This is a genomic window from Limosilactobacillus panis (assembly GCF_019797825.1).
Lineage (GTDB): Bacteria > Bacillota > Bacilli > Lactobacillales > Lactobacillaceae > Limosilactobacillus > Limosilactobacillus panis_A.
Genome location: NZ_CP081855.1, coordinates 1,751,060 through 1,777,348 on the forward strand (window position 1 = coordinate 1,751,060; position 26,289 = coordinate 1,777,348).

Annotated in this window: 18 protein-coding genes and 1 pseudogene; 7 read left to right on the forward strand and 12 right to left on the reverse strand. The window is 40.2% G+C overall.

Annotated features, from left to right (window positions below; genetic code table 11):
* The 6 genes from KZE55_RS08415 to KZE55_RS08440 all read right to left on the reverse strand — a co-directional run bounded on the left by KZE55_RS08415 (position 1) and on the right by KZE55_RS08440 (position 9,707).
* Complete coding sequence (locus KZE55_RS08415) at positions 1–405, reverse strand: type II toxin-antitoxin system death-on-curing family toxin (protein WP_222258120.1); 405 nt, start codon at positions 403–405, stop codon at positions 1–3.
* A 3-nt stretch (positions 406–408) separates the two neighbouring features.
* The gene (locus KZE55_RS08420; RefSeq protein WP_229283206.1) at positions 409–669 is read right to left on the reverse strand and encodes an AbrB/MazE/SpoVT family DNA-binding domain-containing protein; all 261 of its coding nucleotides are present in this window, start codon (positions 667–669) and stop codon (positions 409–411) included.
* A gap of 604 nt (positions 670–1,273) precedes the next feature.
* Positions 1,274–4,819, reverse strand: coding sequence for a BREX-1 system adenine-specific DNA-methyltransferase PglX (gene pglX, locus KZE55_RS08425; RefSeq protein WP_222258121.1), 3,546 nt, complete (start codon positions 4,817–4,819; stop codon positions 1,274–1,276).
* A gap of 8 nt (positions 4,820–4,827) precedes the next feature.
* Positions 4,828–8,493, reverse strand: a complete 3,666-nt coding sequence (gene brxC, locus KZE55_RS08430; RefSeq protein ID WP_222258122.1) for a BREX system P-loop protein BrxC — start codon at positions 8,491–8,493, stop codon at positions 4,828–4,830.
* A 24-nt stretch (positions 8,494–8,517) separates the two neighbouring features.
* On the reverse strand, positions 8,518–9,108 hold the full coding sequence (locus KZE55_RS08435) for a DUF1788 domain-containing protein (protein WP_222258123.1): 591 nt from the start codon (positions 9,106–9,108) through the stop codon (positions 8,518–8,520).
* A complete protein-coding gene (locus KZE55_RS08440) occupies positions 9,108–9,707 on the reverse strand; it encodes a DUF1819 family protein (RefSeq protein WP_222258124.1) in 600 nt (199 codons plus the stop codon). Before KZE55_RS08440 ends, KZE55_RS08435 begins: the two co-directional genes overlap by 1 nt.
* 827 nt (positions 9,708–10,534) lie before the next feature.
* Here KZE55_RS08440 and KZE55_RS10345 point away from each other — a divergent pair.
* The 4 genes and pseudogenes from KZE55_RS10345 to ltrA form a co-directional block, all read left to right on the forward strand.
* Positions 10,535–10,690 (forward strand): annotated as a pseudogene (locus KZE55_RS10345) (IS982 family transposase); the annotation flags it as partial.
* Positions 10,691–10,911: 221 nt separating this feature from the next.
* The gene (locus KZE55_RS08445; RefSeq protein WP_222259876.1) at positions 10,912–11,772 is read left to right on the forward strand and encodes an IS982 family transposase; all 861 of its coding nucleotides are present in this window, start codon (positions 10,912–10,914) and stop codon (positions 11,770–11,772) included.
* Between the two features lie 69 nt (positions 11,773–11,841).
* Positions 11,842–12,177: a hypothetical protein gene (locus tag KZE55_RS08450; protein WP_222258125.1), complete on the forward strand. Its 336-nt coding sequence runs from the start codon at positions 11,842–11,844 to the stop codon at positions 12,175–12,177.
* Positions 12,178–12,685: 508 nt separating this feature from the next.
* Positions 12,686–14,065, forward strand: coding sequence for a group II intron reverse transcriptase/maturase (gene ltrA, locus KZE55_RS08455; protein WP_181578162.1), 1,380 nt, complete (start codon positions 12,686–12,688; stop codon positions 14,063–14,065).
* Between the two features lie 197 nt (positions 14,066–14,262).
* On the opposite strand, the gene guaA is transcribed toward ltrA, so the two are convergent.
* Positions 14,263–15,816, reverse strand: a complete 1,554-nt coding sequence (guaA, locus tag KZE55_RS08460) for a glutamine-hydrolyzing GMP synthase (protein ID WP_047768310.1) — start codon at positions 15,814–15,816, stop codon at positions 14,263–14,265.
* A gap of 309 nt (positions 15,817–16,125) precedes the next feature.
* On the reverse strand, positions 16,126–16,662 hold the full coding sequence (locus tag KZE55_RS08465; RefSeq protein WP_222258126.1) for a triose-phosphate isomerase: 537 nt from the start codon (positions 16,660–16,662) through the stop codon (positions 16,126–16,128).
* 405 nt (positions 16,663–17,067) lie between these two features.
* Between KZE55_RS08465 and KZE55_RS08470 the strand changes: the two genes are divergently transcribed.
* Complete coding sequence (locus KZE55_RS08470) at positions 17,068–18,252, forward strand: ATP-binding protein (RefSeq protein WP_222258127.1); 1,185 nt, start codon at positions 17,068–17,070, stop codon at positions 18,250–18,252.
* 230 nt (positions 18,253–18,482) lie between these two features.
* Positions 18,483–20,054, forward strand: a complete 1,572-nt coding sequence (locus KZE55_RS08475) for an IS1182 family transposase (protein ID WP_222257734.1) — start codon at positions 18,483–18,485, stop codon at positions 20,052–20,054.
* 253 nt (positions 20,055–20,307) lie between these two features.
* Here KZE55_RS08475 and KZE55_RS08480 read toward each other — a convergent pair whose 3' ends face one another.
* Positions 20,308–21,648, reverse strand: a complete 1,341-nt coding sequence (locus tag KZE55_RS08480) for an FAD-dependent oxidoreductase (protein ID WP_222258128.1) — start codon at positions 21,646–21,648, stop codon at positions 20,308–20,310.
* Positions 21,649–21,773: 125 nt separating this feature from the next.
* Between KZE55_RS08480 and KZE55_RS08485 the strand changes: the two genes are divergently transcribed.
* Positions 21,774–22,424 carry a Crp/Fnr family transcriptional regulator gene (locus tag KZE55_RS08485; protein WP_222258129.1) on the forward strand — a complete coding sequence of 217 codons (651 nt, stop codon included), beginning with the start codon at positions 21,774–21,776 and terminating at the stop codon, positions 22,422–22,424.
* A gap of 92 nt (positions 22,425–22,516) precedes the next feature.
* Here KZE55_RS08485 and coaA read toward each other — a convergent pair whose 3' ends face one another.
* The 3 genes from coaA to KZE55_RS08500 all read right to left on the reverse strand — a co-directional run bounded on the left by coaA (position 22,517) and on the right by KZE55_RS08500 (position 26,113).
* Positions 22,517–23,440 (reverse strand): type I pantothenate kinase, encoded by a 924-nt coding sequence (gene coaA, locus KZE55_RS08490; protein WP_047769516.1) that lies wholly within the window; start codon positions 23,438–23,440, stop codon positions 22,517–22,519.
* Positions 23,441–23,601: 161 nt separating this feature from the next.
* Complete coding sequence (gene preA / locus KZE55_RS08495) at positions 23,602–24,879, reverse strand: NAD-dependent dihydropyrimidine dehydrogenase subunit PreA (RefSeq protein ID WP_222258130.1); 1,278 nt, start codon at positions 24,877–24,879, stop codon at positions 23,602–23,604.
* The gene (locus KZE55_RS08500; RefSeq protein WP_222258131.1) at positions 24,872–26,113 is read right to left on the reverse strand and encodes an FAD-dependent oxidoreductase; all 1,242 of its coding nucleotides are present in this window, start codon (positions 26,111–26,113) and stop codon (positions 24,872–24,874) included. Before KZE55_RS08500 ends, preA begins: the two co-directional genes overlap by 8 nt.
* Positions 26,114–26,289: the final 176 nt, after the last annotated feature.

Here is a 26,289-nt window from a genome sequence, read left to right on the forward strand (position 1 = left end):
CTACTCACTCTTGTTTTTAATTTGATGATTTTTCAAATATCTTGCTACTTTTAACATGACCTCCTCTGAGTCAGGAGAATTAGTAACATCTAAGACCATTTGTCCAGCTTCAATGCCATAAAATTTTACATTAATATTGTTTAGCAGAAGAAACACTTTCGTTGCTTCTAATGCTGTTCGTTTATTACCATCAGCAAAAACATGCTTTTTAGTAAGCTTCTGTAGGTAATACGCTGCCTTTAGCCAAACTGTTGGATAGGCCTCCCGGCCAAAGAAAGTTTGCTGAGGAGCTTCAACAATACTATTTAGCCCGTTCGGATCTAAAATCTGAATCATCCCTTCCCCTGCATACTGAATTATTTGGCGGTTAATTTCCATAATTTCTTCTTCAGTCAAATAATTCATTTTTTACTTATCCTTTAAAAAGTCCAAAGCTTCTTGATCATCCTTCATACTCTTATTTAAGAGTTCTTCAAAACGGTCATGAAACCCGTTTGTTTCTTTAATAGGTTTAATAACCACGCTGCCATCTTGTTGATTAACCGTAACATCAATTGGGTCATTAACCTTTAATCCAGCAGCTTTCATAATATCTTTGCTTAATCGCACAGCACTAGAATTACCAGTCTTAAAAATTTTAGTTGGTGACTTGATAGCCAATTTAAACACCTCTATTTGTTCTAGTAATATATACAATTATATTATAACGTATATACCAATAATTGAGTAGTTATTTTTTTAGATTCACAAGTGCCGACGAATTTACTCTACTCTTCCAGGGAATCCCCATCCGTCACATTTCCGTTTTTACTCTAGCGTATATACAATTTCTCTAATCGAGTAGGAGGTAATTGATTAGTTCAATTACCGACCTCACACACCACCGTACGTACGGTTCCGTATACGGCGGTTCGACAACTTAATCACTTTAAATTGACTGGAGGGCCTGTGACAAAATCATGTTTTGCTACAGGCCCTTTTCCTAATTGTCGAATATTACAAAGATATCACGTGCCATAACCCAGGACCTTAGAGTCTAGTTACGGACAATTGCTGGCCCGTTCCATACCAACAATCGTCCTAGGCTACCTAACCGTGAGTTATGTCACAGCTCCTCCAATTTTCTATTAGTTAGAAAATAGCTCAAGGTCTTACTGTGTGCAGTTCGCCAGTAGCCCTTGCAGATACCAGCGAAGACATATTGCCGGGTGCACTATTAAAACCGGAGATGTTAGACCCCATCCCCGGTTTGTTCAATTAATTTAACAATGTTCTACAATTTAGAGAACAATTCTTCGTTACCTTGAACCTTAGCATGGTTAACAACAACACCATCATCTAGGTCAATGGAAACCTGAGCTAACGCTTGGTGTTGAAGTGCTTCATCATATTTAATAACCTCAGTTACCTTTTTATTTAGCTTAACTGTATCTTTACGATACTGATTCTTCTCGCGTGCTGTCGAGGATTTCGTTTCCTGTTCATCATTAAATTTAATGGTGTTACTATATGCAGCTTGCAAGTCGTGTAAGTAGTTACGAACCATTGCCAATTCGTCTTTATTATATCGATGTAAGTACATCAAGGCCTTAAACCCATCGTTACGACCGCTATTAAACTGCCAGTAAATAGGCCGCTTATGATACGTTTTATCATGATCCTTATAAAAATCATTGAGGAAATAGTTACGAATAATCTGCTCATCACTTTCACCTCGTTCAGACTTTTTAGGATCAAGTGTTTTGGCAATAAAATGTAGATTATCGTTTAAGGACGAAGGGGCAAAGGTAATACGTAGAAATTCCTTCAAGCGGTTAATGATGTCTCGTTCATCCCCAAAGTAATCACGATCCGTTAGCAAGATTAGGTTATCCTGGTTAGGCTTAAAGCTAGTGTATGCCGATCCATTCCAGTCACCACCTGCATACACTAATCCTAGTTTATCTAAAGAGTAACGTCCGAATATACATCCGACAAAATAAGATAATAATGAATTAACTGCGAAAATAGCAGTCTCATGAGATTCAGGTAATTTAATAGAAATTGGAGATTCTATACTATCCTCAGTTCGGTCTAATCCATACAAGCGATTAAAAATATCATTAAGATTCTGTTCTATGTTCTTCATGGAAGAGTACCTAGACTGAAGATCTCTTAGCCAAGTATTTAACGATTGTTCTATATTTGAACCTTCATACTGAATTACAGAAGGCATTCTATAATCCCAAGATTCCTCCTGTTGATCCCAGTCATGTTTACTTAAGCTGATAGCATGATCTACCTGCTGAATTACCACGTTTTCAGTAGTCTTATCCATATTAAGTACCGGGATTCGTTCAATGTCACCAATTTGGTAATTAATAGTTGGGTTTAATAAACCCACTAATTGTTTCATAATGGATGAATTTCCTAATCCTAATATAAGCTTTAACGTATTAGGGTTGTCGCTAAATGCAGACATACCAGCAACATCATGTATACTACCGAATTTTCTAAAACGCATACTAAAATTACCACTGGTAATTAATGGCCAAGTAATTGCATTTTTGAAATAGTACTCGGTATTTTGTGGTCTGGACCGTACCTTTCCCCTTGAATCGGTAAAGTGCTTGATCTCATAGCCATCATTTTCCCAATTTACCACATAGTCATAGTTTCCATACCATTTACGGTAAGAGCCGCCCTTATTATATGGGAACCACTTTTTACCAGATTGCTTCGCTTCATTAGTATTATGAGCATCAAAGTAGATATTATTAAAATCAACTTCATACCAATAGCGCAAGAATCGCTTATTATTACCTGTTTGAAGGCCTACTTTAGCATCAACAAGTTGTCCTAATGGTTTACCCTTTTCAAAGTCATTAATTAATGCTTGAGGAGCCCAATAAGCTATGGGAGAACCAGGGATTTTATTAAAGTTGTCCTGATCAGTATGGTATAGATAATCACTGTTAGGATTATCAATAGCTTTAATAACTTTGTCTCTTTGTGCATCCATTCCTCCTTTAAAATTGGACAAACGAATGTAGGTGCCGATAGTATCTTCATGTGTTTTCTTTAGAACAAAGCTATCAATTGGAACTGTAGCTTCTTCATACGCGGAATACTCCATTTGGATCAAGCTATCTATCTTAACATGATTGATAATTATCCTTCTAAGGGGCTCATATGTCTTAATAAACATCCATACAAACGGTGTCATAAAGCCAGCATACCCATTATTAGATAATAATTCTTGATTATGGTATACGAATACTGCAAATAGATCCTTAGAATAATCATGATAATGATTATTTAGATACTTCTTAAGTGTTTTATCAAATTTGTTTAGATATGGTGGATTCGTTACTACTACTTCATACTTAGAAGTCAGTAACTTCATCAAATTAAGCGCTTGTAAGGCATTATCCTTGGCCCTATTAATACCATCAATATCCAAGTCTTCAACCGGCTCAATTGAGTTTACTGTTGCCATTAATTTATCCCAATCATGATGACTGTTAATCTGCATAATTGCCCCATATTCAGTTGCATTAGAAAAATCCGCCATAGTTTCTTTTAATTCGTCAGCAATCTGTTGTGGCAACCTATCATAAAATGCACTCGGCAATACTAAATCCTTAAAGAGGTATAGATTGAGATGAATATCTCTCTTAAATATTCGTCGGTCATACTGCCGGGCTTTCATCATTACAGCAAAATAGGCCAGCTGGTAAGCTCGCTTGTCAATTTCAAAGCCATACAGATTATTCTCAAGAATAAGAAGGACCGCCTCACGAGAGGAGTATCCCTCCTCTTGATACATCTTCATAAACACGTCAAAGGCATATATTAAAACATGGCCTGAACCCATGGCATTATCCAGAAACTTGTATTCAATAAGCTGCTTGCCATTCTGCACCAATTCCATTTTTGCGGGCAATAAGTATTTAAGATCATCTTTAATACTACTTTGGGGATGACGTTCTAAATAGTATTTACCAAGGGAATTATCAACCATGTATTTGACTACCCAGTCTGTTGTAAATAACTGAGTAGCTGCAGGAATATCGGCTTTTTTTACTGCTTTTTTCCCTGTAATATTAACGACCTGATCATGCAATTCAGAAATATAGTATTGGTATAACCAGCCAATAATGGACACCTGGCCAGACTTTGATACATCAAAGTCTTCTTCTGGAATCTCATCAATCAGCTGTTTAATAACTCCATTACTGTAATTAGGTACAAACAAAAGCTTCATATAATCAGAAGTCTTTTCAAACAATCCTGGTAGTAGATTTGATAATTCATCTGTTTGTTTGATGAATAACATGCCAAATATTTTATCCAATTGTGCAGGCTTACGACTTGTCAAAGCATCCGTTATTTGGACCCGTTCTTCATCGCTATATCCGCCCAGGTCATCCTCAATTTCCAAAGCATGGTTTAACATATCAGGTTCAACTCGGCCCTCTTCACTTGAAAGAACCCGTGTCCTACTAGGTAGGTAATCATTTACCTCCATAAAACGGATGGCAATAATCCGGTTAAACCAGGTATAAGCAACTTCATCGATAAACTGACTCAGTTTTTTATTCCATTCTTGATTGGTATCCTGATTAAGTCGACTAACTATTTGCTTACGCCAGTCAATCGCCTTCCCCTTTAATGGGAAGTGTTCATTAGTATAGTACTTAACAGCTGCGGTGGAAATTGGTAGCTCATCGGCTATTCCTGTTTTATCAATCCCAAAGTTTGCCAATCGTTGCCGAACACTATCTATTAATTCTTTACGTGCATTAACGGCAAAATTCTTTATCTTTTCCTTATCCATTTTTTACCCTACTTAAAATCAACATTCACAATATCGTTTAAATCTATTTCACGTTGTAAGGACTGCTTTAACTGGTTAATATAGCTATCCAAATCACTATCACTAGTAATTCGCCATGCTTGTCCTTCAAGATCACTAATCTTAATTGTCTTTACCCGTTTAGTATGAACTACTTCATGGGGGATGCTTTTAACCGGATGAGGCCGCTCATTAGAATCATATTCCGTTGCTTGTTCTGCCAATTCTTGCTTACGGCGTAAATCTCGAGCAATTTGTTGACTAGTTTCGTCAATTTTCCGTTGTAATTGGTCCGTATCTCGTCTCAGCAACTGGATTTGATCATTTAATTCGGTGTACTTGCCATCATTACTCTTTTGCTCAGCAATTTGGTTATCTCTTGTAATTCTATCCTGAATCCGCTGCTGAAGTTTGTTAGCAGTTTGCTCTGGAAAATTAGCGTCTGCTAAACGTTGTTTCAGCAATTGCGAGTAATTTTCACTCTTGTCCTGGTATTGACGATACAACTCATCAACTAAATCATTAAATTGGGTAGCAAAATCCTGATTCAAGGCTTCTAGTTGAGGAATGACCCGACTAATATTTTGCTTCTTAAGGCTTTCCTTAATGGTTTGTGCAGTTTTATGAACAGCATTATCAGAATCAATAAATCCCTTTGCTAGGTTATATCTATCCATGTAGTCCAACGATCTCCGCCAAACCGATTTCTGAGTATCAGAATGATAGAAATCAGAGATACCATTATCATCCATGTCTTCTAGCCAATCTTCTAACTCATCTAGGTGTTTATCAATCAAGCCATATATTCGTTCACTATTATTACCTGAATTGGCGATTGGTTTTAACAATTCTACCCCCTGATCAATCAAGGCTTTCCCTGGGCCCTGAGGGAAGGCATCAAAGCCATTTAGTTCATTGATTTTTTCTTTAGTAGTGGTAACAATTTTAGCTGCCAACTGCTCAGTCGAATCATTATCAGCAAGAATGCTGCGCTTGTGTAAAATATCCTTCACAAAATCACGTGCAGCTTTCCTCTGTTTTCCTGGAACTTCCCGGACAATTTGCAAGGTTAGCTTTCTTACTTGCTGTTTTTTCGTTAAGTAGCCAGTAATTAATTGAGCATTATTAGCCGCATCGCTAATAGAAATCGGAGCATTATTAAATGCTAATTTAACCTTGCCGTCTTTAAATGCCTTCGCTACCAACCAAGCAATATCTTCGTCATTATATCCAAACGGAATTTCATTAAAGTGATCACGGATGTTTTCCATCGACAGTGCTTGCATTCCCTGATTAGTTTTCATCATCAGGTAATCAATCACTGCCTGAACCGCTTGTTGATTGTCATCAATTATCGTATTTGCCTCTTCACCGGTACCTTTTAACAGGTGAAGTACGTCTTTTTCATCCTTAATCGCGGTCAGATAACTCAAGTTGCGGTAACTAGAATCAATGACTTCTTGATAAGCATTACTTAACCGGCTTGTAATATCGGTATTATCATCCAGAATGTCATTCATGACGTAGATAGTAGAGTTATTTAAATCATTTAAGAGGGCTCTATCGGCAGCTTTTTCCAGCTTCTTTCGCTCATCCATTTTGCCTAAACGGATAGCACCTTCTTGATTATCAAAGTTTCCAGCAGACTTTTGAATGTATTGTTCAATCTGCCCGGCACGGCGAAAATTAGAGATGTAGCTGTTGTTGTCTGGTAGGACAAGCACAACAGTACTGCCACTTTGGGCAGTCATGCGATATTGCTCTTCGCCAGCTGGGTTTAACGGCGTAACGATCCGTAAACTTTGATTGTTATTAGATCTCCCGTATGCCGATCCATCAATATAAATATTAAAGTTAAATACATATTGGTTACCCATATGCTTTGGCACATAACGATCACTCAGGTACTTGTCACCAATTAGATATCCACCAATCTTATTAATGATGTAGGTATCATCAACTTCGTAACTATTAATTGCTTCGTTGACATCCTGTTCTTTATCAGTTAAAAATTCATATGTTTCGACATTCAACTGAACGTATTTTTGAGAAATCAAAAGTTCTAATGCCTTTTTTACCTTAGACGTTAGGTCTTCACGATCAGTAAAAATTCCATCAATCAATAACGTGGTAATATTTTCTAATGTTGCGGGGAAATTATCAAGATATTTAACCATGAACAGAACTTCAAGAACTTGCATAGCTAAAGTATCATGATTACCATTTGGGCAAACGGCATCGTTACCCTCAGCATTGGTAAATACTACTTGATGATCATGACTTAAGAATTCATACATTCCCCTAAAAAAAGCAGAAAAGGGCACTAAGCGACCAACTTTATCATCTTCATAGGTAACTGTTGCTGCCTGAAAAGTAGCAAGCAACGAACGCTCGCCATCTGACATATGCTTACCTTCTGCCCCATGTTTTCTAACTGCTCCTAATACATCCTTAAGAAGGTCAAACTGATAGGGGATAAACGGATAATTTGTAATAAAGTCATTATCGTCTGCATATTTCTTACGACTGACCTGATCGCTAAAATTAATCTTGTTATTAATGTTGTAATGATTTTCTTCAAAAATAGCTGCTAACTGATCACTTGCCATTGGCTTCTTAGCCAATAATCGTTTCTGAATAACTTCATTGGCATTAGCGGATGACATGTTAATCATTGTGTTAAAACGTCCCTGAATCTTTGAAAGGTCTTCACGCTTTTGATTAGTAAAGTTAGCAGTAACCTCATCAATTTGTTGCTGGGAAGTTACTACAACCCATGCTTGGCCAGCACATTGTGTTTGAAGTTGTTCAACAATGGTTTGTAGGTTTAACATCCGGTCCCCATTATCGCCGATGAACTGTCCTACTTCATCGGCCAAAAAGATAATATGATGATTATTGCCCTTCTTATCAAGGTACTTCTTAACCATTCCCGCAAACTCTTCAGGATTAATCGTGAAGTTTCCCATATTAGATAAATAATCGGCAGCATTACCTTCAGTCATCGATCCGGATTGCACTAAGGCTTCTTTAACACTATTTTTGATAAAACTAAAACTATTACGAACATCAACCCAGTGACTGCCAGAAGCTTTGTAAAAAGCGTCCTTAAACGCCTGATACTGACCATGATCATCTAGCCAACGTTCTAGATTAGCCACAGACGGATTAGAATCATATCCCAGTTTTTCATTAAAGACTCGAAGAAAAACAGTGAGAATAGCCGACTTATCTGCCGCTGCATTAGCATCCGCTTTAGCATCAATGTTAAATAAGACAACATCGGTCGGAACTTGCTCTGATTGTTCAATTAGCTGGATAGTGTCCGGATCCTTAATTTTGCTATCATCCCTGAAATAATCAATTGGCCGCTTCCCAGCCACCATAGAATTGTCTAGTAGGTAAGACAAGATCTTAAGGAAATGAGATTTACCGGATCCAAAGAAACCGCTAATCCAAACACCAGTTGCATCAGTTGGCCGATTAATACTATTAACATAAGCTGAAAAGAATCTTTTAAAGTGAGACTGAAGTTCATCAGTTACCACGTATTCTTCGAGCTCTTGTTTTTTTATGGTTTCAGCTTCTTGGCCAATCTTAATGACCCCACGAATATTTCGATTAATGTCTTTTGCAAAAATATCTTTAATAATCATTGTTTTCTCCTAAATTATTAATTACTAAATTGAAAATGCACGATAATAATTTTGGTCGTTAGCTTCACCAAAAATTTGTAAATTTTGTTCATTATACTTACCGGGATAAAACATCACAACTGGATTTTTATCCAACACTTGATGCATTGTATTTAACACTTTGTGCGCTCTAATCAGCGGGTAAACCTTCCCAACACCAGTTATGAAAATCACACAATGCTGATCATCAATGTGATCCTGGACATACCTAACAACATCATTATGGTTTTCATCCATTCGCATCAAGTTATTAATTTGCTGAGCTACTTGATCGATTCCGCTTTGCTTTTCCATTTTAGCTAAAATCCGAAATGGGTCATCATCTGCTATCCCTTTTAATTTGTGAATGCTATCCAGCATAATGTCATACAAATCAAATACTTTTAGGTTAATTTTCATTGCTGTTTCAGACTTAGTAAGGTCATCTAAATTTGCACGCACTTTAGGTGTATCTGCAACATTGTACGGGTAAATATAGTACCCAACTTCATTTGACAACCCTTGATTACGTTGAAAATCAGGTTCTTGAATTTTCTGAATCAATTTTTCAAAATGTAATTGCTCATCTTCACCCATCAGCCTTGCCCTCCTAATGCGGTTAACTCCTTATTTAAGTGGTCTTGCTTCATTAATTTAGCTAGGTGAAGATCAATAAATGGTTGAAGGACAATATCAATATTCTTTTCACGTTTTAGCAATCCTGCATCACGTAAAATAGTTTTTAAGCTACCTCGAACCCTTTTGGATGTTTCATTTGTCCACTTAGCAATTTGTTCACTTTCCATTTGTTTTCTAGTTATGAACTCAATCATTTCACGTTCTTCCAGGACCTTGTCTCCAAGAATAATCTCATTGCGGTAAACCTCATAAACAAACTCATTTAGTAATCGATTAGTTAACATCATCGATAACAAAGCTACTAGTTTTTGATTGTTGACATCCAAAAATTCAAACTGATTAATTATATTTTCAGGTAGAGCCTTTAAGCGTTTAGTTAAATTTCGTGATGCTCGTTTAGCACGATTACGTGATGGCATTTCAAAGACATTGTTATTATCGCTAGCCTGTTTAATATCATCAAGTGTGTTACCTTCTTGATACATAGAAACACCTAATTTAAATTCACTGAACCACAACGCATATGAGGTTATTCCTGCATTGTAATTTTGTGTCATATTATTTCTCCTCAATTATTATTTAAATTAAAAAGTCCTCAGGCACCTTACACGATTATCACGCGTATCTATACCTGAGAACTAATACGTTAATCAAACTAATTGTTTTGTTAAAGCACTAAAGTACTTATGACCAGAATACAATACGCTCCTTACACCATATTGAACCTATAAAGTAGGTACAAAAATAGCTTTACTCTGACAAGAATCATACTTTATTATACCCTAAAATACCATTTATTAATATAATCTGAATAAAGGAAATATAGGGTCACCAAAACACTTTTAGTTTGAATAATTCCTGTCTACAAGTTTATAAAGCAATTGACTCATCAAATAGTAATAAACCACTTAAAACTAAACTTATAGAAGTAGGGATAGCAATGAAATTCAAACCATATATTGATTGATCCCAATAGTGCCAATATTAAGAATAAAGCCGATGCAAACTAAGATATCTTTTTAACTCGTTGAAAACCCAAAAATTTAGTAACGTAGTCTTAGCTATGACTACACTTGATCTTAAATCGATGATTATATTCCTTATCAAATGTTATTGAACAATACAAGTGTATTATCAATACTACTAAACAGTAAGCTATGGTGACTATATTCACCCTCTGCACTTTCTCAGCTAGTATTTATCTATAAAAGCACAACGGCACAATATTTAAATTATTCTTAAATTCCATCATGGCAACGATACAGCACCCATTCTCTTAGTAACCTAACACACCTACCTAATTCTAATGTACCATTATTGTGTCAAATTTCTGTAATTGAATGGAATTTATTGAAAAAGAGCATATGATAGAAGCTCAAACACTTTGGAAACCCCATTTTACCAAAACATGGCTGGAACGAAAGAACATAACTCACACATACTAAAAGCAATTTGCCGAACGATTGAAACAGACTTTTCCTTATTGAAATATTATAATGCCAAAAATAATCGTGCGCAAATTTTAACAGTCTTTCAATAACGGTTGGAAGTAGCGTTTCTGGCATCTAATATTGCTTAGAAAAATTTCACTAGCACCACGCGTTAAATATACTTAATTCTAAAAATAGAATTACATTATTACGATACTAATAATACGCGTGGTGCTAGTACTCATTAGTATGTTTGATTTTACAAAAAAAGCCCAACATGGTTAGACTATTAAGTGATACAAAACTTAAATAGAAAAGAGCCTTAATCATGTTGAACCTTCTTAAGTCTAACCACTATTGCCATCATTTACAAGTTAATTTTGCTCAATTAAACCGTACCTGCCATCGCTGGTATAAGCTTTATGCACCTAAAAAGCTCGTTCAACGACCGAACATCAACCAAGTTAAAGTTGATGATAGTACCCTAATAGCCCTTCTGATTTGCCAAACTCAGTTAGGAATCGAATCGCAACGACGCTTTTGTATGATCTTGGTGAGCTCCATTTCTCGGTCACGTTTCAACCGTCGCACTCGCCAATTACTACCGTTACTCAGTTTAATTAGGCGAAAGCTAAACCAAGATGTTGATTTACATGGACAATTCCTAATTATTGATAGCTTTCCAGTACCAGTTTGTCATCCAGTTCGCAATTATCGAGCCAAGATTTTTCGGGGAAGTACTGATATTGGCTATAACGCTACGAAAAAACAGTATTACTATGGGTTTAAAGTCCACATGATTGTTAGTAGTGATGGTTACTTGCTCAACTACATCGTTACTAAAGCTTCTGTCCATGATAGTAAGGTCGCCGAAGAATTAATCTTAAACACTATGCCACTTGAGCACTTTTTATTAGCAGATGTTGGCTATGTTAGCCGTCAGCTTCATACCGACCTAGTTAGTGATGGCTATGAGCTTTGGACTCCATTTCGTCAAAACATGGCTGGCGCTAAGAAGCATAATTCACGAATCCTAAAAGCAATTCGCCGAACGATTGAGACCGACTTTTCGTTATTAAAATACTATAATGCCGAAAATAATCGTGCGCGAAGTTTAGCAGGCTTTCAAGAACGGTTAGAAGTGGCAATTTTAGCATCTAATATGGAGTATTGTCTAGAAAAGTTTCACTAGCACCACGCGTTAATAATGATACAATTTAATTAAAGTCATATATAGAAGCAGATAAAGGAAGTGGTGCTGATGATTGATAATAACCAAAGAAAGAAGATCATGCATCGTCGTTGGCTGATTACCACAGTTATTGCAATAATTATCATTACATGGTTAGGATTATGGGAATTTATCTCATGGATTGTTGAAGCTTTTCTACTTTATTGTGTCTTATGGTGGATCGTAATGTGGGTAACTGGTATGGATATTGATAACCACAATTTACGTGAAGTCAACAAGAACAGAGCAAAACAAGGCTTACCACCAGTAAATACTCATGAAGGACAAGAAGACCATGAAGTATCAGATACATTATGGGACATTTTTACTTTTAATCAAATGTTTAACCATCATGGAAAGGATTAAGACTTATTGTTAAAAATTTCTTATTATAAAAAGCACCCAGCTTTTACACTGGATGCTTTCTTCATAGTGCGCCCGGCATGGGTATTAACTAGGCGGTGAAAGTCCACTATGGGCCGTAGTAGTCGGAACCATGAGCTGACGACAAGGGTGTCCACTGTGAGGTGGAATCTGAAGGAAGTCTAAGGCAAAGTACTGCACCGATGAACAAGAAGTAGCTATAAGGCTGAGAGTAACTGGATAAGGTTGCCATACAAACTAAAGTCCAATACTACTCGAAGTTGCTTTCAGTAAAGCTAACGGTGACATGGTACGAAAGTTAATATTCTTACCCGGGGAGGTCTGGCTTACACGTTTCCGACAAGAGGAATAAATGAAATTCCACAGAAACAAGCACGACAGTGATGTGGTGTTGAGTAAGTCAGAAGTCAGCCGAGGTCATAGTAGTCTGATTAGTCAGACGAAGGACTGAACGACAATAACTCATAAATTATATCGGAGGTGTAATCAGGTGCGACAATCGCAGAAAACAGAAACACAAGCTGACCGCTTGTCGAGGATAGGTTTGGAAAACCGAAAGTACACAAGGGCGCGTAGTACCGATTATGGTGAAGGTAAAGGTATGAGTGTCACTATCCAAGACTTAGTCTTGGATCGCAATAACCTTAATCAGGCTTATTTGCGAGTTAAGAGAAATAAAGGAGCGGCGGGTATTGACGATATGACTGTCAATGACCTTCTGCCCTACCTCAGGGAAAATAAAACGGAATTAATCACCAACCTACGTGAGGGCAATTATAAGCCAGCACCGGTTAAACGAGTGGAAATTCCCAAGCCCAACGGTGGAGTGAGAAAACTAGGGATACCAACGGTAGTGGACCGCCTGGTCCAACAAGCAGTTGCCCAGGTACTCACGCCCATCTTTGAGCGAGTTTTCTCTGACAATAGTTTTGGTTTCCGCCCTCATCGTGGAGCCCAAGACGCAATCGCAAAGGTAGTTAAGCTATATAATCAAGGTTATCGACGGGTAGTTGATTTAGACCTTAAGGCCTATTTTGATAATGTCAACCATGATTTGATGATTAAATACCTCCAACAATATATTGATGACCCATGGACACTAAGACTTATCCGTAAGTTTTTGACTAGCGGAATCTTGGACCACGGGCTGTTCGTTAGGAGCGACAAAGGAACTCCGCAAGGAGGACCACTATCGCCACTGCTAGCGAATATCTATTTAAATGAGTTGGATAAAGAGCTGACCAGACGTGGTCACCACTTTGTGCGCTACGCGGACGATTGTAACATCTATGTTAAAAGTCAGCGGGCCGGAGAACGAGTAATGCGTAGTATTACTCAGTTTCTTGAAAAGCGATTGAAAGTTAAAGTTAATCCAGATAAAACCAAAATTGGTAGTCCCTTGAGGTTGAAGTTTCTTGGCTTCTCACTCGGTGTAGACCGTAATGGTGCCTATGCCCGACCAGCCAAACAATCACAACAACGAGTAAAACAAGCATTGAGGCTTCTAACTAAGCGTAATCGGGGTGTTTCTCTTACCAAGATGTTTGAAGAAATCCACCAAAAGATGCGTGGCTGGCTTCAGTATTACTCAATTGGGAAGTTAGCCAATTTTATTCACCGCCTTGATCAATGGTTAAGAGCACGAATAAGACAATATATCTGGAAGCAATGGAAGAAATTCAAAACTAAAGTTGTACACCTACAGAAGTTAGGTTTGTCTTATCATGATGCGTTCGTCTTCGCTAGTACCCGAAAGGGTTACTGGCGAACTGCACACAGTAAGACACTAAATTATTCTCTAACAAATAGAAAACTGGAGCACCTTGGACTAATAAATATGTCCAAGACGCTCCAGTTAATTCAAAAGTGATTAAATTGTCGAACCGCCGTATACGGAACCGTACGTACGGTGGTGTGAGAGGTCGGTAATTGAACTAATCAATTACCTCCTACTCGATTGGCAAACACTTTGGCAAACAAACATGTTATTTTTTATGAGTTGGTCGAGTTTTAACACTGCCAAATTGCCGTTATATCGCCATTCCAACACTAAGTAACATTACAATTCTATTCGTACTCGATTGTCGAAGGCGGCTTACTCGTGACATCGTAAAGGATTCGATTGACGTGGTCGACTTCGTTTACGATCCGAACCGAAATCTTCTGGAGGACGTCCCACGGAATCTTGGCAAAGTCTGCCGTCATCCCGTCGATGGAAGTGACTGCCCGGATAGCAACCGCGTAGTCATAAGTGCGGCCATCGCCCATTACACCGACCGAACGAATTCCTGGCAAAACAGTAAAGTATTGCCAAATCTTTTCATCTAGCCCAGCCTTCTTGATTTCTTCCCGAAGAATAGCATCACTTTCCCGGACAATTTCCAGCTTTTCCGGTGTGATTTCGCCAATTACCCGGATACCGAGGCCCGGGCCAGGGAATGGTTGCCGCCATACTAATTCGTGCGGAATACCCAGCTTTTCACCTAGCTCCCGGGTTTCATCCTTGAAAAGCTTCCGCAACGGCTCAATCAGCTTAAAGCCAAGCTTTTTCGGCAGGCCGCCAACATTATGGTGGGACTTAATCGTCTGTGCCGTATCAGTCCCCGACTCAATCACGTCGGTGTACAAGGTCCCTTGAGCAAGGAAGTCAGCGTCCGGAATCTTCTTGGCTTCTTCATTGAAGACTTCAATGAATTCCTTACCGATGATCTTCCGCTTCTTTTCGGGATCGGTAACACCCTTTAGCTTACCAAGGAAGCGGTCCGCGGCATTAACCTTAACGATGTTAACACCAAGGTCGCGATTCAAGGCATTCATCACTTGGTCGGCTTCGTTCTTCCGCAACAAACCGTGGTCAACAAAGATACAAGTCAGTTGGTCACCAATTGCCTTGTGAATCAAAACAGCGGTAACACTGGAATCTACCCCACCGGATAGGCCCAAGATAACCTTCTTGTCACCAACTTCTTTACGAATGTGGTCCACTTGGAGGTCAATGAAGTCATCCATCGTCCAGTTATCTTTAGCACCGCAAACGTCAAAGGCAAAGCGACGCAGGATGTCCAAACCGTATTCAGAATTGCGGACTTCCGCGTGGAACTGAATCCCATAGAATTTCCGCTCATCATCAGCAATCGCAGAAATTGGGCAGTTCTTGCTGGTTGCCGTAACCTTGAAACCAGCCGGAACCTCGGTAACAAGGTCTCCATGACTCATCCAGACATATTGCTTTTCTGGCAAGCCCTTGAATAGCGGGGCGTTTTTATCTAGAACCTTGATATCCGCCCGACCGTATTCAGAATTATCCGCCTTTTCGACCTTGCCGCCAAACTCATAGGTCATCAACTGCATCCCGTAACAAATCCCTAAGATTGGGATACCCAGCTTAAAGATTGCGGGGTCAACCTTAAAGGCGCCATCATCATAGACACTGTTTGGTCCCCCCGAGAAAATAATCCCCTTCGGCTTAATCTTCTTAATCTCGTCTGCCGTAATCTTGTGCGAAAGGAGTTCCGAATAAACCCCAAAATCACGCAAACGGCGGGTAATCAGTTGGTTGTACTGGCTCCCAAAGTCAAGGACGATAATCTTGTCGAATGCATCTAAATTGACGTTTGCCACATTGCCACTTCCTTCGTTAAAATTTGCTCTTTTCCCTAAGTTTACAGGCTAAAAGGCGGACGGTCAACTGACGATAACAATTAATTGTTTCCTTTTTCGGCAAAATATAAACGGACGGGGCCCAAAATCAAGTAACTCTTAGGTCACCGTCCGTGAATGGATGGAATAATTATTGTATTCATTAAACCTTTTTACCTGTCTAAAGCGGCAGTCAGTAGCGCCAATTCTTCTTTAACAGCCTGTTCATCAAGGGTTGCCAATTCCTCATTTATTTTTAACATACTACCCCTCCTTTCTAAAGAAGTGACATTATACTTGCTTTCCATTTCCCACCACGACACCATTAACGTTGTCATCATTCATAACATTTGATAATTCATCTTTAAAGAGGAAGCCACCATAAAAGATTGCTACCTGGGTAGCGATGGCAGGTTCATAAACGGTCGCAAGTACATCCCGAATTTGTCGGTGGGCGATACGAATTCGCTGCGTATCAGCAGGCAGGCGATATTCCGCAGCCCAGCGCGGCTGGTAAACAATCACCATTCGATGCAGCTGATCAGCACTGATCCTGGCTAACACAGTCATCAAATGACGCCGCAGGAAGCTCGCAAAGTCCACTGCACTTAATCGTAAGTTTCCCTCGTCAATTACCAAGACTGGTTTCACAAGGTCCCTCAACATTTTGTGCAATTGCTCGTGAGCCTGTTCTATCGGCATAGTGAGTAACGGAATCCAGCAGCAATTAGCAATCCTTATCTTCCGACCAGTAACGCTTGTTTGGACAACAAGGTCAACCAACTTCGGTACTATAAAATCAGGTGCAATGCTTTGCTCCTTCAGCATGTAAATTGCCTCCACTCCACTCTTTTGCAACACCTTATCAGTTCATAACGCTAAGTTTTTTGACGAGTTGCAATATCACTACTCGTCAACGGTGGTACTACATCGCAACCGTGGTGGTAAAAGTTTTCATTCTGACTTCTCCTTGTATAATTGCTGCTAATTGATTCTTGTAACTACCTTCTTAATTGGTATTAATTTGTTTGTCAACGCAGATAGACCAATTTTATTTTGTGCAACCGTTAGCAACGTTGGCCTGTTAAAAATTCTTTTTACTTATTTTTACTATTTCGCGGCTCTTTAAATAGCTATAACCACTGATATATTTGGAATTATTTCCAAATTTGAATAGGTTAACAACTTTTGGTAAAATCAACTGTGTACCAGAATTTTACCGGAGATGAGTGAATGTTCGCGCGTTCTTTTCAACTAGACCAATTAAGAAAAAGCAAATGTGATTCTACCATAAAAATTATTTTTGGTATTCGGCGAAGTGGGAAATCAACTTTAATCAACCAATACCAAGCCTGGCTCAAGCAGGATGGTATTTCTTGTCGACAAATTAAGACTATCGATTTTGAACAAGATTTAAACTTTTTTGCCCTTAACATCACCACAATAGTAAACAAGATCAAAAAAAGCTTTATCAAAGAACAAGTAAATTACCTTTTCCTTGATGAATTGGAAAGCTTGCCTAATTACCAGCAGCTTGTCCGACAGCTGGTTAAGCTTACCAATGTTGACTTATATATTACGGGTTCTGACCACCAAATCTGTAAGTTAGCTCAACAGTTTCCTTCCCAATTAATTGCCGTCCGCCCATTCAGGTTTCACGAGTTCATTGACTTCCACCACCAGCCAGCGGATTTTACCTCCCTTTACCATTACCTCAACCGGGGCGGTTTCCCCTTTGTGCAAAACATTCGTGATGATGCTTCTGTGCGTAACTACAGTGAAGACGTCTTGAATACGATTATTCTTAAAGGACTGATGCAACACCCCGGATTAGTTAACCCCAATCTTTTAAAACACCTGATTACTTTTTTAGCTCACCACCCTGGTGTTCCCATCAACGTCTCACAGGCGGTTGCTGCGCTACAAGAGCGTAACATTCAAGTCTCAAATAAGACCTTGGCATCATACCTTGCATTCGTTCAAGAAGGTTTTCTCTTCACCGCCTGCCCGGAATTAAACTTGACTACTGGAACTGTCAAGAAAACAAACGTCCAGTACTTTCCTGTTGACCCCGGTCTCCGTTGTTTACTTACTAACCACCAGGGGGCATTATCAGCGACTAATCTGACGATGCTTGTCTATAATGAATTAACGGCGCGTGGTTTCCAGGTTTATAGTGGTCAAAAGGGACGCCATCCGGTTACCTTTATTGCCACTCGCGGTACCAAGCGGCTCTTTTTTCAATTCAACTTTTCCTTCCTCAACCAAGCTGCATACGACAGGGCGATCAATGGTTTACGTCACCTTCCCGCCACAGCAGAACGGACGTTAATCATTGCCAAACCCGGCGATCACGCCTGGGGAAAAGACGAGGAGTTTGCTACAATTCCCCTCCTCGACTGGCTTGTTAACGAATAGTGAAGCGGCTAATAACTACAAATTAGGATAAAATCATCAGAGCGCTCCACCACATAATTGCTGTATAGCACTCAAGAGCTAAAAGGAGGCTGGGAAAAAACTCCTAGTCAAATTAAAAATCCGGATGATAAATCTAAAATTGATTTATCATCCGGATTTTTATATGCACAGAAAATCGTTCCTGATATGATGTAATTACCCCTAAAAACAAATATAAAGGAATGATTTACATGTATCAAAATTATATCACAGGGCAAACTGAATTCGCACTAAGTTATGAGTTCAAAGTTTCAAAAAATCATATTACACGTTTGATTGATGCTTTTGTTGATTCAATTCCCCAGGAAGTTTTACTAGAAGCAGATGTGGCGACTACTGGTCGCCCACTTTCGCATCCGGCCATTATGCTGAAGATATTGCTTTTTGCTTATTCTCGTCAGACTTACTCTGGTCGGAAAATTGAAACTATGTTAGAAGAGAACTTACCAATGCGGTGGTTGGCTCGTGATCATACTTATAGTTACCATACCATTAATAACTTTCGCAGTAGTAACCATGCAGCGGGATTAATTAAACGGTCCTTTGTTTATTTCACCATGGCATTAGCCGACCATGGTTTAATTAAACATGACGCTTTTTTCGTTGATGGTACTAAAGTAAAAGCTGATGCTAATAAGTACTCTTTTACCTGGCGACGAGCAGTTGAAAAATATCACGCTAAGCTTCAAGCAAACGTGGCTGAACTTTATGATGAGTTAATTGAAAAGAAAGTTATTCAGTCAATGAAACCGGAAATGATTAAGTCTTCGACTGGTATGGAAGAGATTACCGAACAACTTGAAAATGAGATCAACCAATTAAATGAGGAGATTAAACAGGAACCTAAAGTGATTAAGGGTGGTTCCGTTAAGAAACAACGTCGTCGTTTCTTAAAAAAGATCTATCGTAAATTTAAACAAGATTTAGTTCCGCGAGCTAAGAAGTATGAAAAAGCTGAAGATACTTTTCAGGGTCGTAATAGTTACTCAAAGACTGATCATAATGCAACCTTTATGTGTATGAAGGAAGATTCAATGAAAAACCGGGAATTAAAACCAGGATATAATCTTCAAGTTGCTACACATAATCAATTTACCCTAGATTATGGTTTATTCTCTAATCCAACTGATACCAGAACTTTAGTACCATTCTTAAAACAATTCCCTCATTTAGATTTCTTCGATCATATTGTTGCCAATGCTGGATATGGCAGTGAATATAACTATACTGCAATTATTGATGAACTAGGAAAGCAGCCGATTATCCCATATACTACTTATCAGAAAGAACAAAAGCGTAAATATCAACACGATCTAAGTCGGCCACAAAACTGGCAATACAACGCCGAGGATGATTATTTCATTGATCATCAAGGTGTACGTTTTAGCTTCTATCGTTACAGCCGACGGACAGATAAGTATGGTTTTAACCGTGACCTTAAAATTTACCGTGCCGATAAACATCAACTAACCGCCAGGTTAGATCAATTGGCAAAGACCCCGGGTGGTCGCCAACGTCAAATGAACGTTAACCCTACTTGGAATTACTTCAAAGCTAAAATTAAAGATACCCTCTCTTCTGAAGAAGGCAAAGCAATCTACCGTCGCCGTAAATTCGACGTAGAACCAGTCTTTGGCAGAATGAAGAGGGATTTTGGCGTACGTCGAACCCATCTTCGTGGACAACAAGGTGTGGAAAATGATATTGGTTTGGTCTTAATGACCATGAATTTAACTAAATTAGGAAAATTCATGGCTCATTAGGGAGTCAAAATAATTGAAAAAGGAAAAATCCGAACTGCAATTTTCATAAAATTGAAAATTACAGTTCGGATTTTCTTATTAGAAGCTAGTAAACCATTAGTTTTTTCCCAGCCTCCTTTTTTATTTTCCGAATATTACAACGGAATTATGTCCCAGTTTCCAGTTAAATCTCAAATTATATCAAGATTACGAAAAAGCAATTAACCAGATTCGCGTCGAAAGCATGTGCTCTTATGCTTTTACTTCCTAATATTTATTTACCAGCCTTCGCAACGGCAGCTTGAGCCAGGATATTCAAATAATTAAATGGCCGATCAAAATTTGGTTGGAATAGCATGTCAACAAAGGCTAAGTAATCAATCGTGTGCTTATCCTGAATGCACAGTGACAGGACCCCGGCCGATTGAGCAACATCATATTTACTCATTAGTTGACCACCAATAATCTGCCGCGTCTTTTTATTCCAAACGAGGGTCATCAATACCTTCTCTGTTGATGGCATGAATTCTGGACGGTAGTTATCTTCAATGGTTACTGCATCGGCATCAATTCCCGCCGCCTTGGCATTTTCAAGCGTCAAGCCGGAAGAAACCATTGTCGTTTTGTAAAGATTTAAGCCAGAACTAGACTGGGTTCCCATATCACGCATTTTGTTACCAAAAATATTAACGCCAACCATTGTTCCCTGGCGAACCGCGTTGGTTGCTAAAGGAATATAAGCATCTTTTCCAGTTGGGTTGTAGTGAACACTGGTTGAATCACCTGCAGCATAAATATCAGGATCAGATGACTGCATGTACTCATTTGTGATAATTGCTCCGTTATCATGCATCGCAACTTTTCCCTTAAGCAAGTCGGTGTTTGGACGGAAGCCAACACAAAGGATTGCAATGTCTGCTTCAAAGCTCCCCTTATCGGTTTTCACCGTCACACCGTCGTTGTGCTCATCAAAGGCAGTGACTTTCTGGTTGAAAGCTAATGTTGCTCCGTGCTCTTCAAACTGGTGTTGAATCCGGTCAGTATATTCCTGGTCGAAGTACTTATGCAACATCCGTGGCGCTCCATCAATCAAGGTAACGTCCTTGTTTTGCCGGGTATAGGCCTCAACTAATTCAACCCCAATGTAACCAGCACCGATGACAACCACCCGCTGGGCATCCTTAGCAGCAGCAAATAATTGCTTAGCATGGTGATAGTTCTTGCACAGGTAAACATGGTCACCATTAACACCATCGATTGGTGGAATGATAGGCCAAGAACCGGTTGTATCAATAAGCTTGTCGTAATGATCTGTCTTCTCAGCCCCAGTTGTTAAATCAGTAACTTTAACGGTCTTCGTCTGCGGATCAATACTGGTAACATTGTGTTGCATATTAACCTCGGCCCCTAGTTCGGCTAACTGCTTAGGACTAGAGTAAAACATCGCATCCGGATCATCGACGTCCCCACTTAAGTAGACCGCAATTCCACATGATAAGAATGAAACATTATCATTCCGTTCGTAAATGACAACGTCAGTTTCGGGATGGTCCTTGAGAATTCTCGTTGCGGCAATGGTTCCGGCATGAGTACAACCAACAATAATAACTTTCATTTTAATACCCTCACTTTGCTCAATCATTAACTTAAGTATTTAAACAAACACCGATGTTTGATACTTTGATTATAGAAATAAGCGGGTATAATTAAATTGATTTAAATCAATGGGAGGGGATAAATTTGGTTCACCATTCCGAAATTGCTTGTTTAAGCAAGGCAACTATATTTAAAAATTTACCAACAAAACTGAAGAAAAAGCTCGTAACGGTTTCTTCCCACCAGGACTTCTTCCCAAAGGGCAGCCTGATTCGGCAACCATTAGACGGCAAAGATGGAATGATTGTAATCGATTCCGGCCACGCAAAGGTCTATTCCTTAAATGAGACGGGAAAGGAAACCGTTTTAGGTGTTCTTGGAAAGGGCGACTCCACCGGCCAGGAAAACTTATTCAGCAACAATAACCGCGAAAACTTTATTCAAGCAACTGAGGACTGCCTTGTCTGCTCGATGAACCGTTGCGATTTTCAAAAGTTATTAAGGGATACTCCTGACCTTGCCCTTTCCTTACTTAATGATTTTGGTGAACGATTAATATTGGCGGAGGAAAACACCGTCCGTCGTAATTCAATGAACGCTAAAGATCGAATCATGGACTACCTTAGGGCCCAGGAAAAACGTACCGGGAAGGATTCATTTAACTTACCCCTTAGGAAAAAAGACCTAGCAAACTTTCTTGGTTTAACCCCGGAAACACTGAGCAGGCAACTTAAGGTCCTTCAACAGGCTGGCCAGATTACCGTTGCGGGCCAACGTATCACTATAAACAAGTAAAGGGCTGGGGAGAAGGTAAATTTCCCCAGCCCTTTACTTGAATATTACAAAGGTAATCGCCAAAAACGCGCGTTAATGTTTCCCCCACCCATTTAATCACGCCGCAGGTAGAGACGATCGACCACGTGACCGTGGGTCTTGTGGAGGATCAGGTTAGCCCGGGTCTTTGTTGGGAGGATAAAGTCTTTGAGGTTTGGCAGGTCAACAGTTTGCCAAACTTCTTTGGCCATCTTAAAGGCATCATCCCGGTTTCCTTTTGAATACGGATAGTAGTAATTAGACGGGTCCGTAAAGGCCGTCTTTAACAGGAGGTCAAAGCGTTGCAGATACCAACATTCAATCAGGTCTGGATCCGCATCAACATAGATTGACCAGTCAAAGTAGTCACTGACGTACAGACGCTGGTTGGTTGGCAATTGCAAGGTGTTAATCCCCTCAACAATCAAGATATCAGGGCGGTCAATTACCAGCGGTTTATCTGGCTGAACATCATAAACCTGGTGCGAGTAAGTCGGCGCCTTAACAACCGGCTCCCCGGCCTTGACGTCGTTTAAAAACTTCAAAAGCTTTTCCATATCATACGATTCGGGAAAACCTTTACGGTCCATTATACCCCGTCGCTTCAGCTCTGCATTTGAATACAGAAAACCGTCCGTAGTCATCAATTCCACCCGCTTATCGGGAAGGAGCTTATTTAAAAGGATACTAAGCAAACGAGCAATCGTACTTTTGCCAACTGCCACCGAGCCGGCAATTCCAATAATATAGGGTACCCGCCGGACCGGTTGGCGCAAGAAATTGGCCTTTTGCATCTGCCATTCCAAAAAGTTCTGGTAGTGGAGTTGCAGAAGCTTAATCAGCGGCAAGTAAACATCCTTGACGTCCTCAATTGAGATGCGGTCGTTTAACGACTTAATATCATCCAAATTTTCTTGGTTTAAGCGAACCGTATCAGCCGGGAAAAAGGCGTGCCATGTCTGCCGGTCAAATTGTTCGTAGTTCATCCATTCATCCATTATTAATATTCCTTTGATTGTCGTTATGTAAACGGTTACTATTCTATCACACTTAGTGAGGAACGGTAACCTACTCATCAATAATTATAAGACAAGAAGCCGGCAACTAGTATAAAAACACACTAGTTGCCGGCTGGGGAATATATTAGCGGGAGTTATTCTTAATTTTCCGCATTTGGCAGTTGGAAGGTCGAAGCGTCAACCTTAGCGGGGTCACCCTTCCGGCCCGGCTTCATTTCAACTAAGCCCAGCTTGATTGCGCCGACTGGGCAAACCAGGGCACAGAGTTGACAACCGACACACTTGCTCTTATCAAAGGTTGGCAGGCGCTTATCGTCATCCCAGTCCATTGCTTGGTGGGCACCATCTTGACAGGAGATGAAGCAACGACCACAACCGATGCACTTATCCCAATCAATCTTTGGGTAAACCTTGTAGTCACGGTCCAGTTGGTTAGTTGGCAGGATGTTCTTGTTAGCAATCCCAACCAAATCCTTCAAGTGGTCAACGCCCTGTTCATCCATGTAGTGCATTAACCCGTTTGTCAGGTCATCGATAATCCGGTAACCATACTGCATAATGGCGGTCGTAACTTGCAGGGTCGAAGCCCCAAGCAGGATAAACTCGGCGGCATCTTCCCAGGTTTCAATCCCACCAATACCGGAAACAGGCAGTTGCTCCAGCCCGGCAGCAGAACGAATCTGTTGCAAGAACCGGAGGGCGATTGGCTTAACAGCCTTACCAGACAGGCCAGAAACGGCTGACTTACCATTGATACTTGGCAAAGCAACCTTGTTGTCTAAATCAATATCGGTAATGGACTTAACGGTGTTAATGGATGAAACACCGTCAGCGCCACCTTCAAGGCAGGCTTTAACAACCGGAATCATTGTCGTGATGTTTGGCGTCATCTTGGCCAATACTGGCAGGTTAGTCCCCTTCTTAACGGCTTCACAGTTGGTCTTACATAATTCAGGGTTCGTACCAACATCGGACCCCATCGTGTGGGAAGTCATCTGTGGGCATGAGAAGTTCAGTTCAATCATGTCCGCGCCGGCTTCGGTAACCAGCTTAGCCAGGTCGGTCCAGTCTTGCGGGGTTTCACCCATAATAGAGGCAATCAAGACCTTGTCTGGGTACTCCTTCTTCAGACGACGCATGTCAGCAAGGTCTTGTGCCATTGGGTGCTCAGCCAGCTGTTCCATGTTCTTGAAGGCCACGAATGGTGTGTCTTCCTTGGTCAGTTGTGAGAATCTTGGTGATACTTCATCAATAACGAAGTGGTCTGGTGATAAGGTCTTGTAGACAATCCCACCCCAGCCAGCATCGTAGGCGTTCTTACACATTTCATAACAGTTGCCAACTGGTGAAGATGACAAGCAGAATGGGTTCTCAAAATGAACACCTAAAAAGTCAATTGACAAGTCTTTTTTAATCATTGTCTTGTCCTCCTAACACACAATCGATTTCTTCGGCAACTTCCTTACCCTTTTGAACGGCGTAAACAACGGTCTTGTCACCATCGACAATATCACCAGTTGCGAATACCTTCGGGTCCTTAGTGTGGAAGCGTGCTTTTCGGAATGGAATCTCGTTGTGCTGAATGTCAATGTCTAAGCCATCTGCATCAACCTTTTGACCAATGGCTAAGATGATCTTATCAGCGGTAATCGTCATTTCACTATCAATCTTACGGTGCTTAAAGGTAACCTTGTTTTGACGTACATCGGTTGGCACATAGCCATCAACGATTGTAACGCCTTCTTTTTGGGCCCCTTCAAGTTCCTTCTTGGAAGCCTTAAATTCAGAGAATTCTTCGTATACCATGTCGGTAACGTGGGTGACACCCAGCTTCTTCAGGGTTGTGACAACGTCCATCGCAACGTCACCACCACCGATAACCAGAACGTTGTCTGGCAGGTCGTCAAGCTTACCCTTGTTTTCCTTGGCACGGGCCAAGAAGGAAATAGCGGATTCCGTGCAGATGTTATGTTCAAACATCGGAATCGTCTTGGCAGCACTAGCACCGATGGCCACGATAACGGCATCGTACTTAGCCTTCAGGTCGTCCATGGTGATGTCCTTACCCACGGCAACGTTGTACTTGATGTTGGCCCCGAGGTTAACGATCCGTTGAACTTCGTAGTCAACGATGGCTTCTGGCAGGCGGTATTCAGGAATTCCGTAAGTCAGGTAACCACCGGCCTTGGCGTTCTTTTCGTAGATGTCAACGCCGTAGCCCTTTTGCCGTAAGGTAGCGGCGGCTTGCAGCCCGGCAGGACCACTCCCGATGATGGCAACGTTCATGCCGTTTTCCTTGCCGGCGTGAAGGATCTGCATGTTTTCCTTCCGTTCCATGTCGGTAACGTAGCGTTGAATTCCACCAATATCGATTGGACCATCAATCTTCGCACGAGTACATGCACTTTCACAGTAACGTTCCGTCGGGCAAACCCGGGCACAAATAGCACCAAGGGCGTTATTTTCCCGAATAGTTTCGGCCGCCCCTTTAACGTTGCGGAAACGAACACTCCGAATAAACTTAGCAGGATTGGTGTGAGCTGGACATGCCTTAGAACAAGGTGCGTCTTCACACAGTAAGCAACGCGCTGCTTCTTGCATCACGGTGGTCATTGTGTAGCCTTTAGGCTCTGTTTCATATTTTGAAGTCATTGAAATTGCCTCCTCTAGGTTACAACTTCGTAATCTAAACTTAGTGAACATTATCACTTGATAGTTATATGATAGCGGTTTCATTTAATAAGTGCAATGGAATTTGTCTAATTCTTTTTTATTCTAATTTCCGTAATAATCACTATATAATATTGGAATAAGAACCAGTATTTTAG

Bases quoted from the DNA above. Each gene is read 5' to 3' on its own strand.
- KZE55_RS08415 (WP_222258120.1), bottom strand. From the start codon at position 405: ATGAATTATTTGACTGAAGAAGAAATTATGGAAATTAACCGCCAAATA.
- pglX (WP_222258121.1), bottom strand. From the start codon at position 4,819: ATGGATAAGGAAAAGATAAAGAATTTTGCCGTTAATGCACGTAAAGAA.
- brxC (WP_222258122.1), bottom strand. From the start codon at position 8,493: ATGATTATTAAAGATATTTTTGCAAAAGACATTAATCGAAATATTCGT.
- KZE55_RS08435 (WP_222258123.1), bottom strand. From the start codon at position 9,108: ATGGGTGAAGATGAGCAATTACATTTTGAAAAATTGATTCAGAAAATT.
- KZE55_RS08440 (WP_222258124.1), bottom strand. From the start codon at position 9,707: ATGACACAAAATTACAATGCAGGAATAACCTCATATGCGTTGTGGTTC.
- KZE55_RS08450 (WP_222258125.1), top strand. From the start codon at position 11,842: ATGATTGATAATAACCAAAGAAAGAAGATCATGCATCGTCGTTGGCTG.
- KZE55_RS08465 (WP_222258126.1), bottom strand. From the start codon at position 16,662: ATGCTGAAGGAGCAAAGCATTGCACCTGATTTTATAGTACCGAAGTTG.
- KZE55_RS08470 (WP_222258127.1), top strand. From the start codon at position 17,068: ATGTTCGCGCGTTCTTTTCAACTAGACCAATTAAGAAAAAGCAAATGT.
- KZE55_RS08475 (WP_222257734.1), top strand. From the start codon at position 18,483: ATGTATCAAAATTATATCACAGGGCAAACTGAATTCGCACTAAGTTAT.
- KZE55_RS08480 (WP_222258128.1), bottom strand. From the start codon at position 21,648: ATGAAAGTTATTATTGTTGGTTGTACTCATGCCGGAACCATTGCCGCA.
- coaA (WP_047769516.1), bottom strand. From the start codon at position 23,440: ATGGATGAATGGATGAACTACGAACAATTTGACCGGCAGACATGGCAC.
- preA (WP_222258130.1), bottom strand. From the start codon at position 24,879: ATGATTAAAAAAGACTTGTCAATTGACTTTTTAGGTGTTCATTTTGAG.
- KZE55_RS08500 (WP_222258131.1), bottom strand. From the start codon at position 26,113: ATGACTTCAAAATATGAAACAGAGCCTAAAGGCTACACAATGACCACC.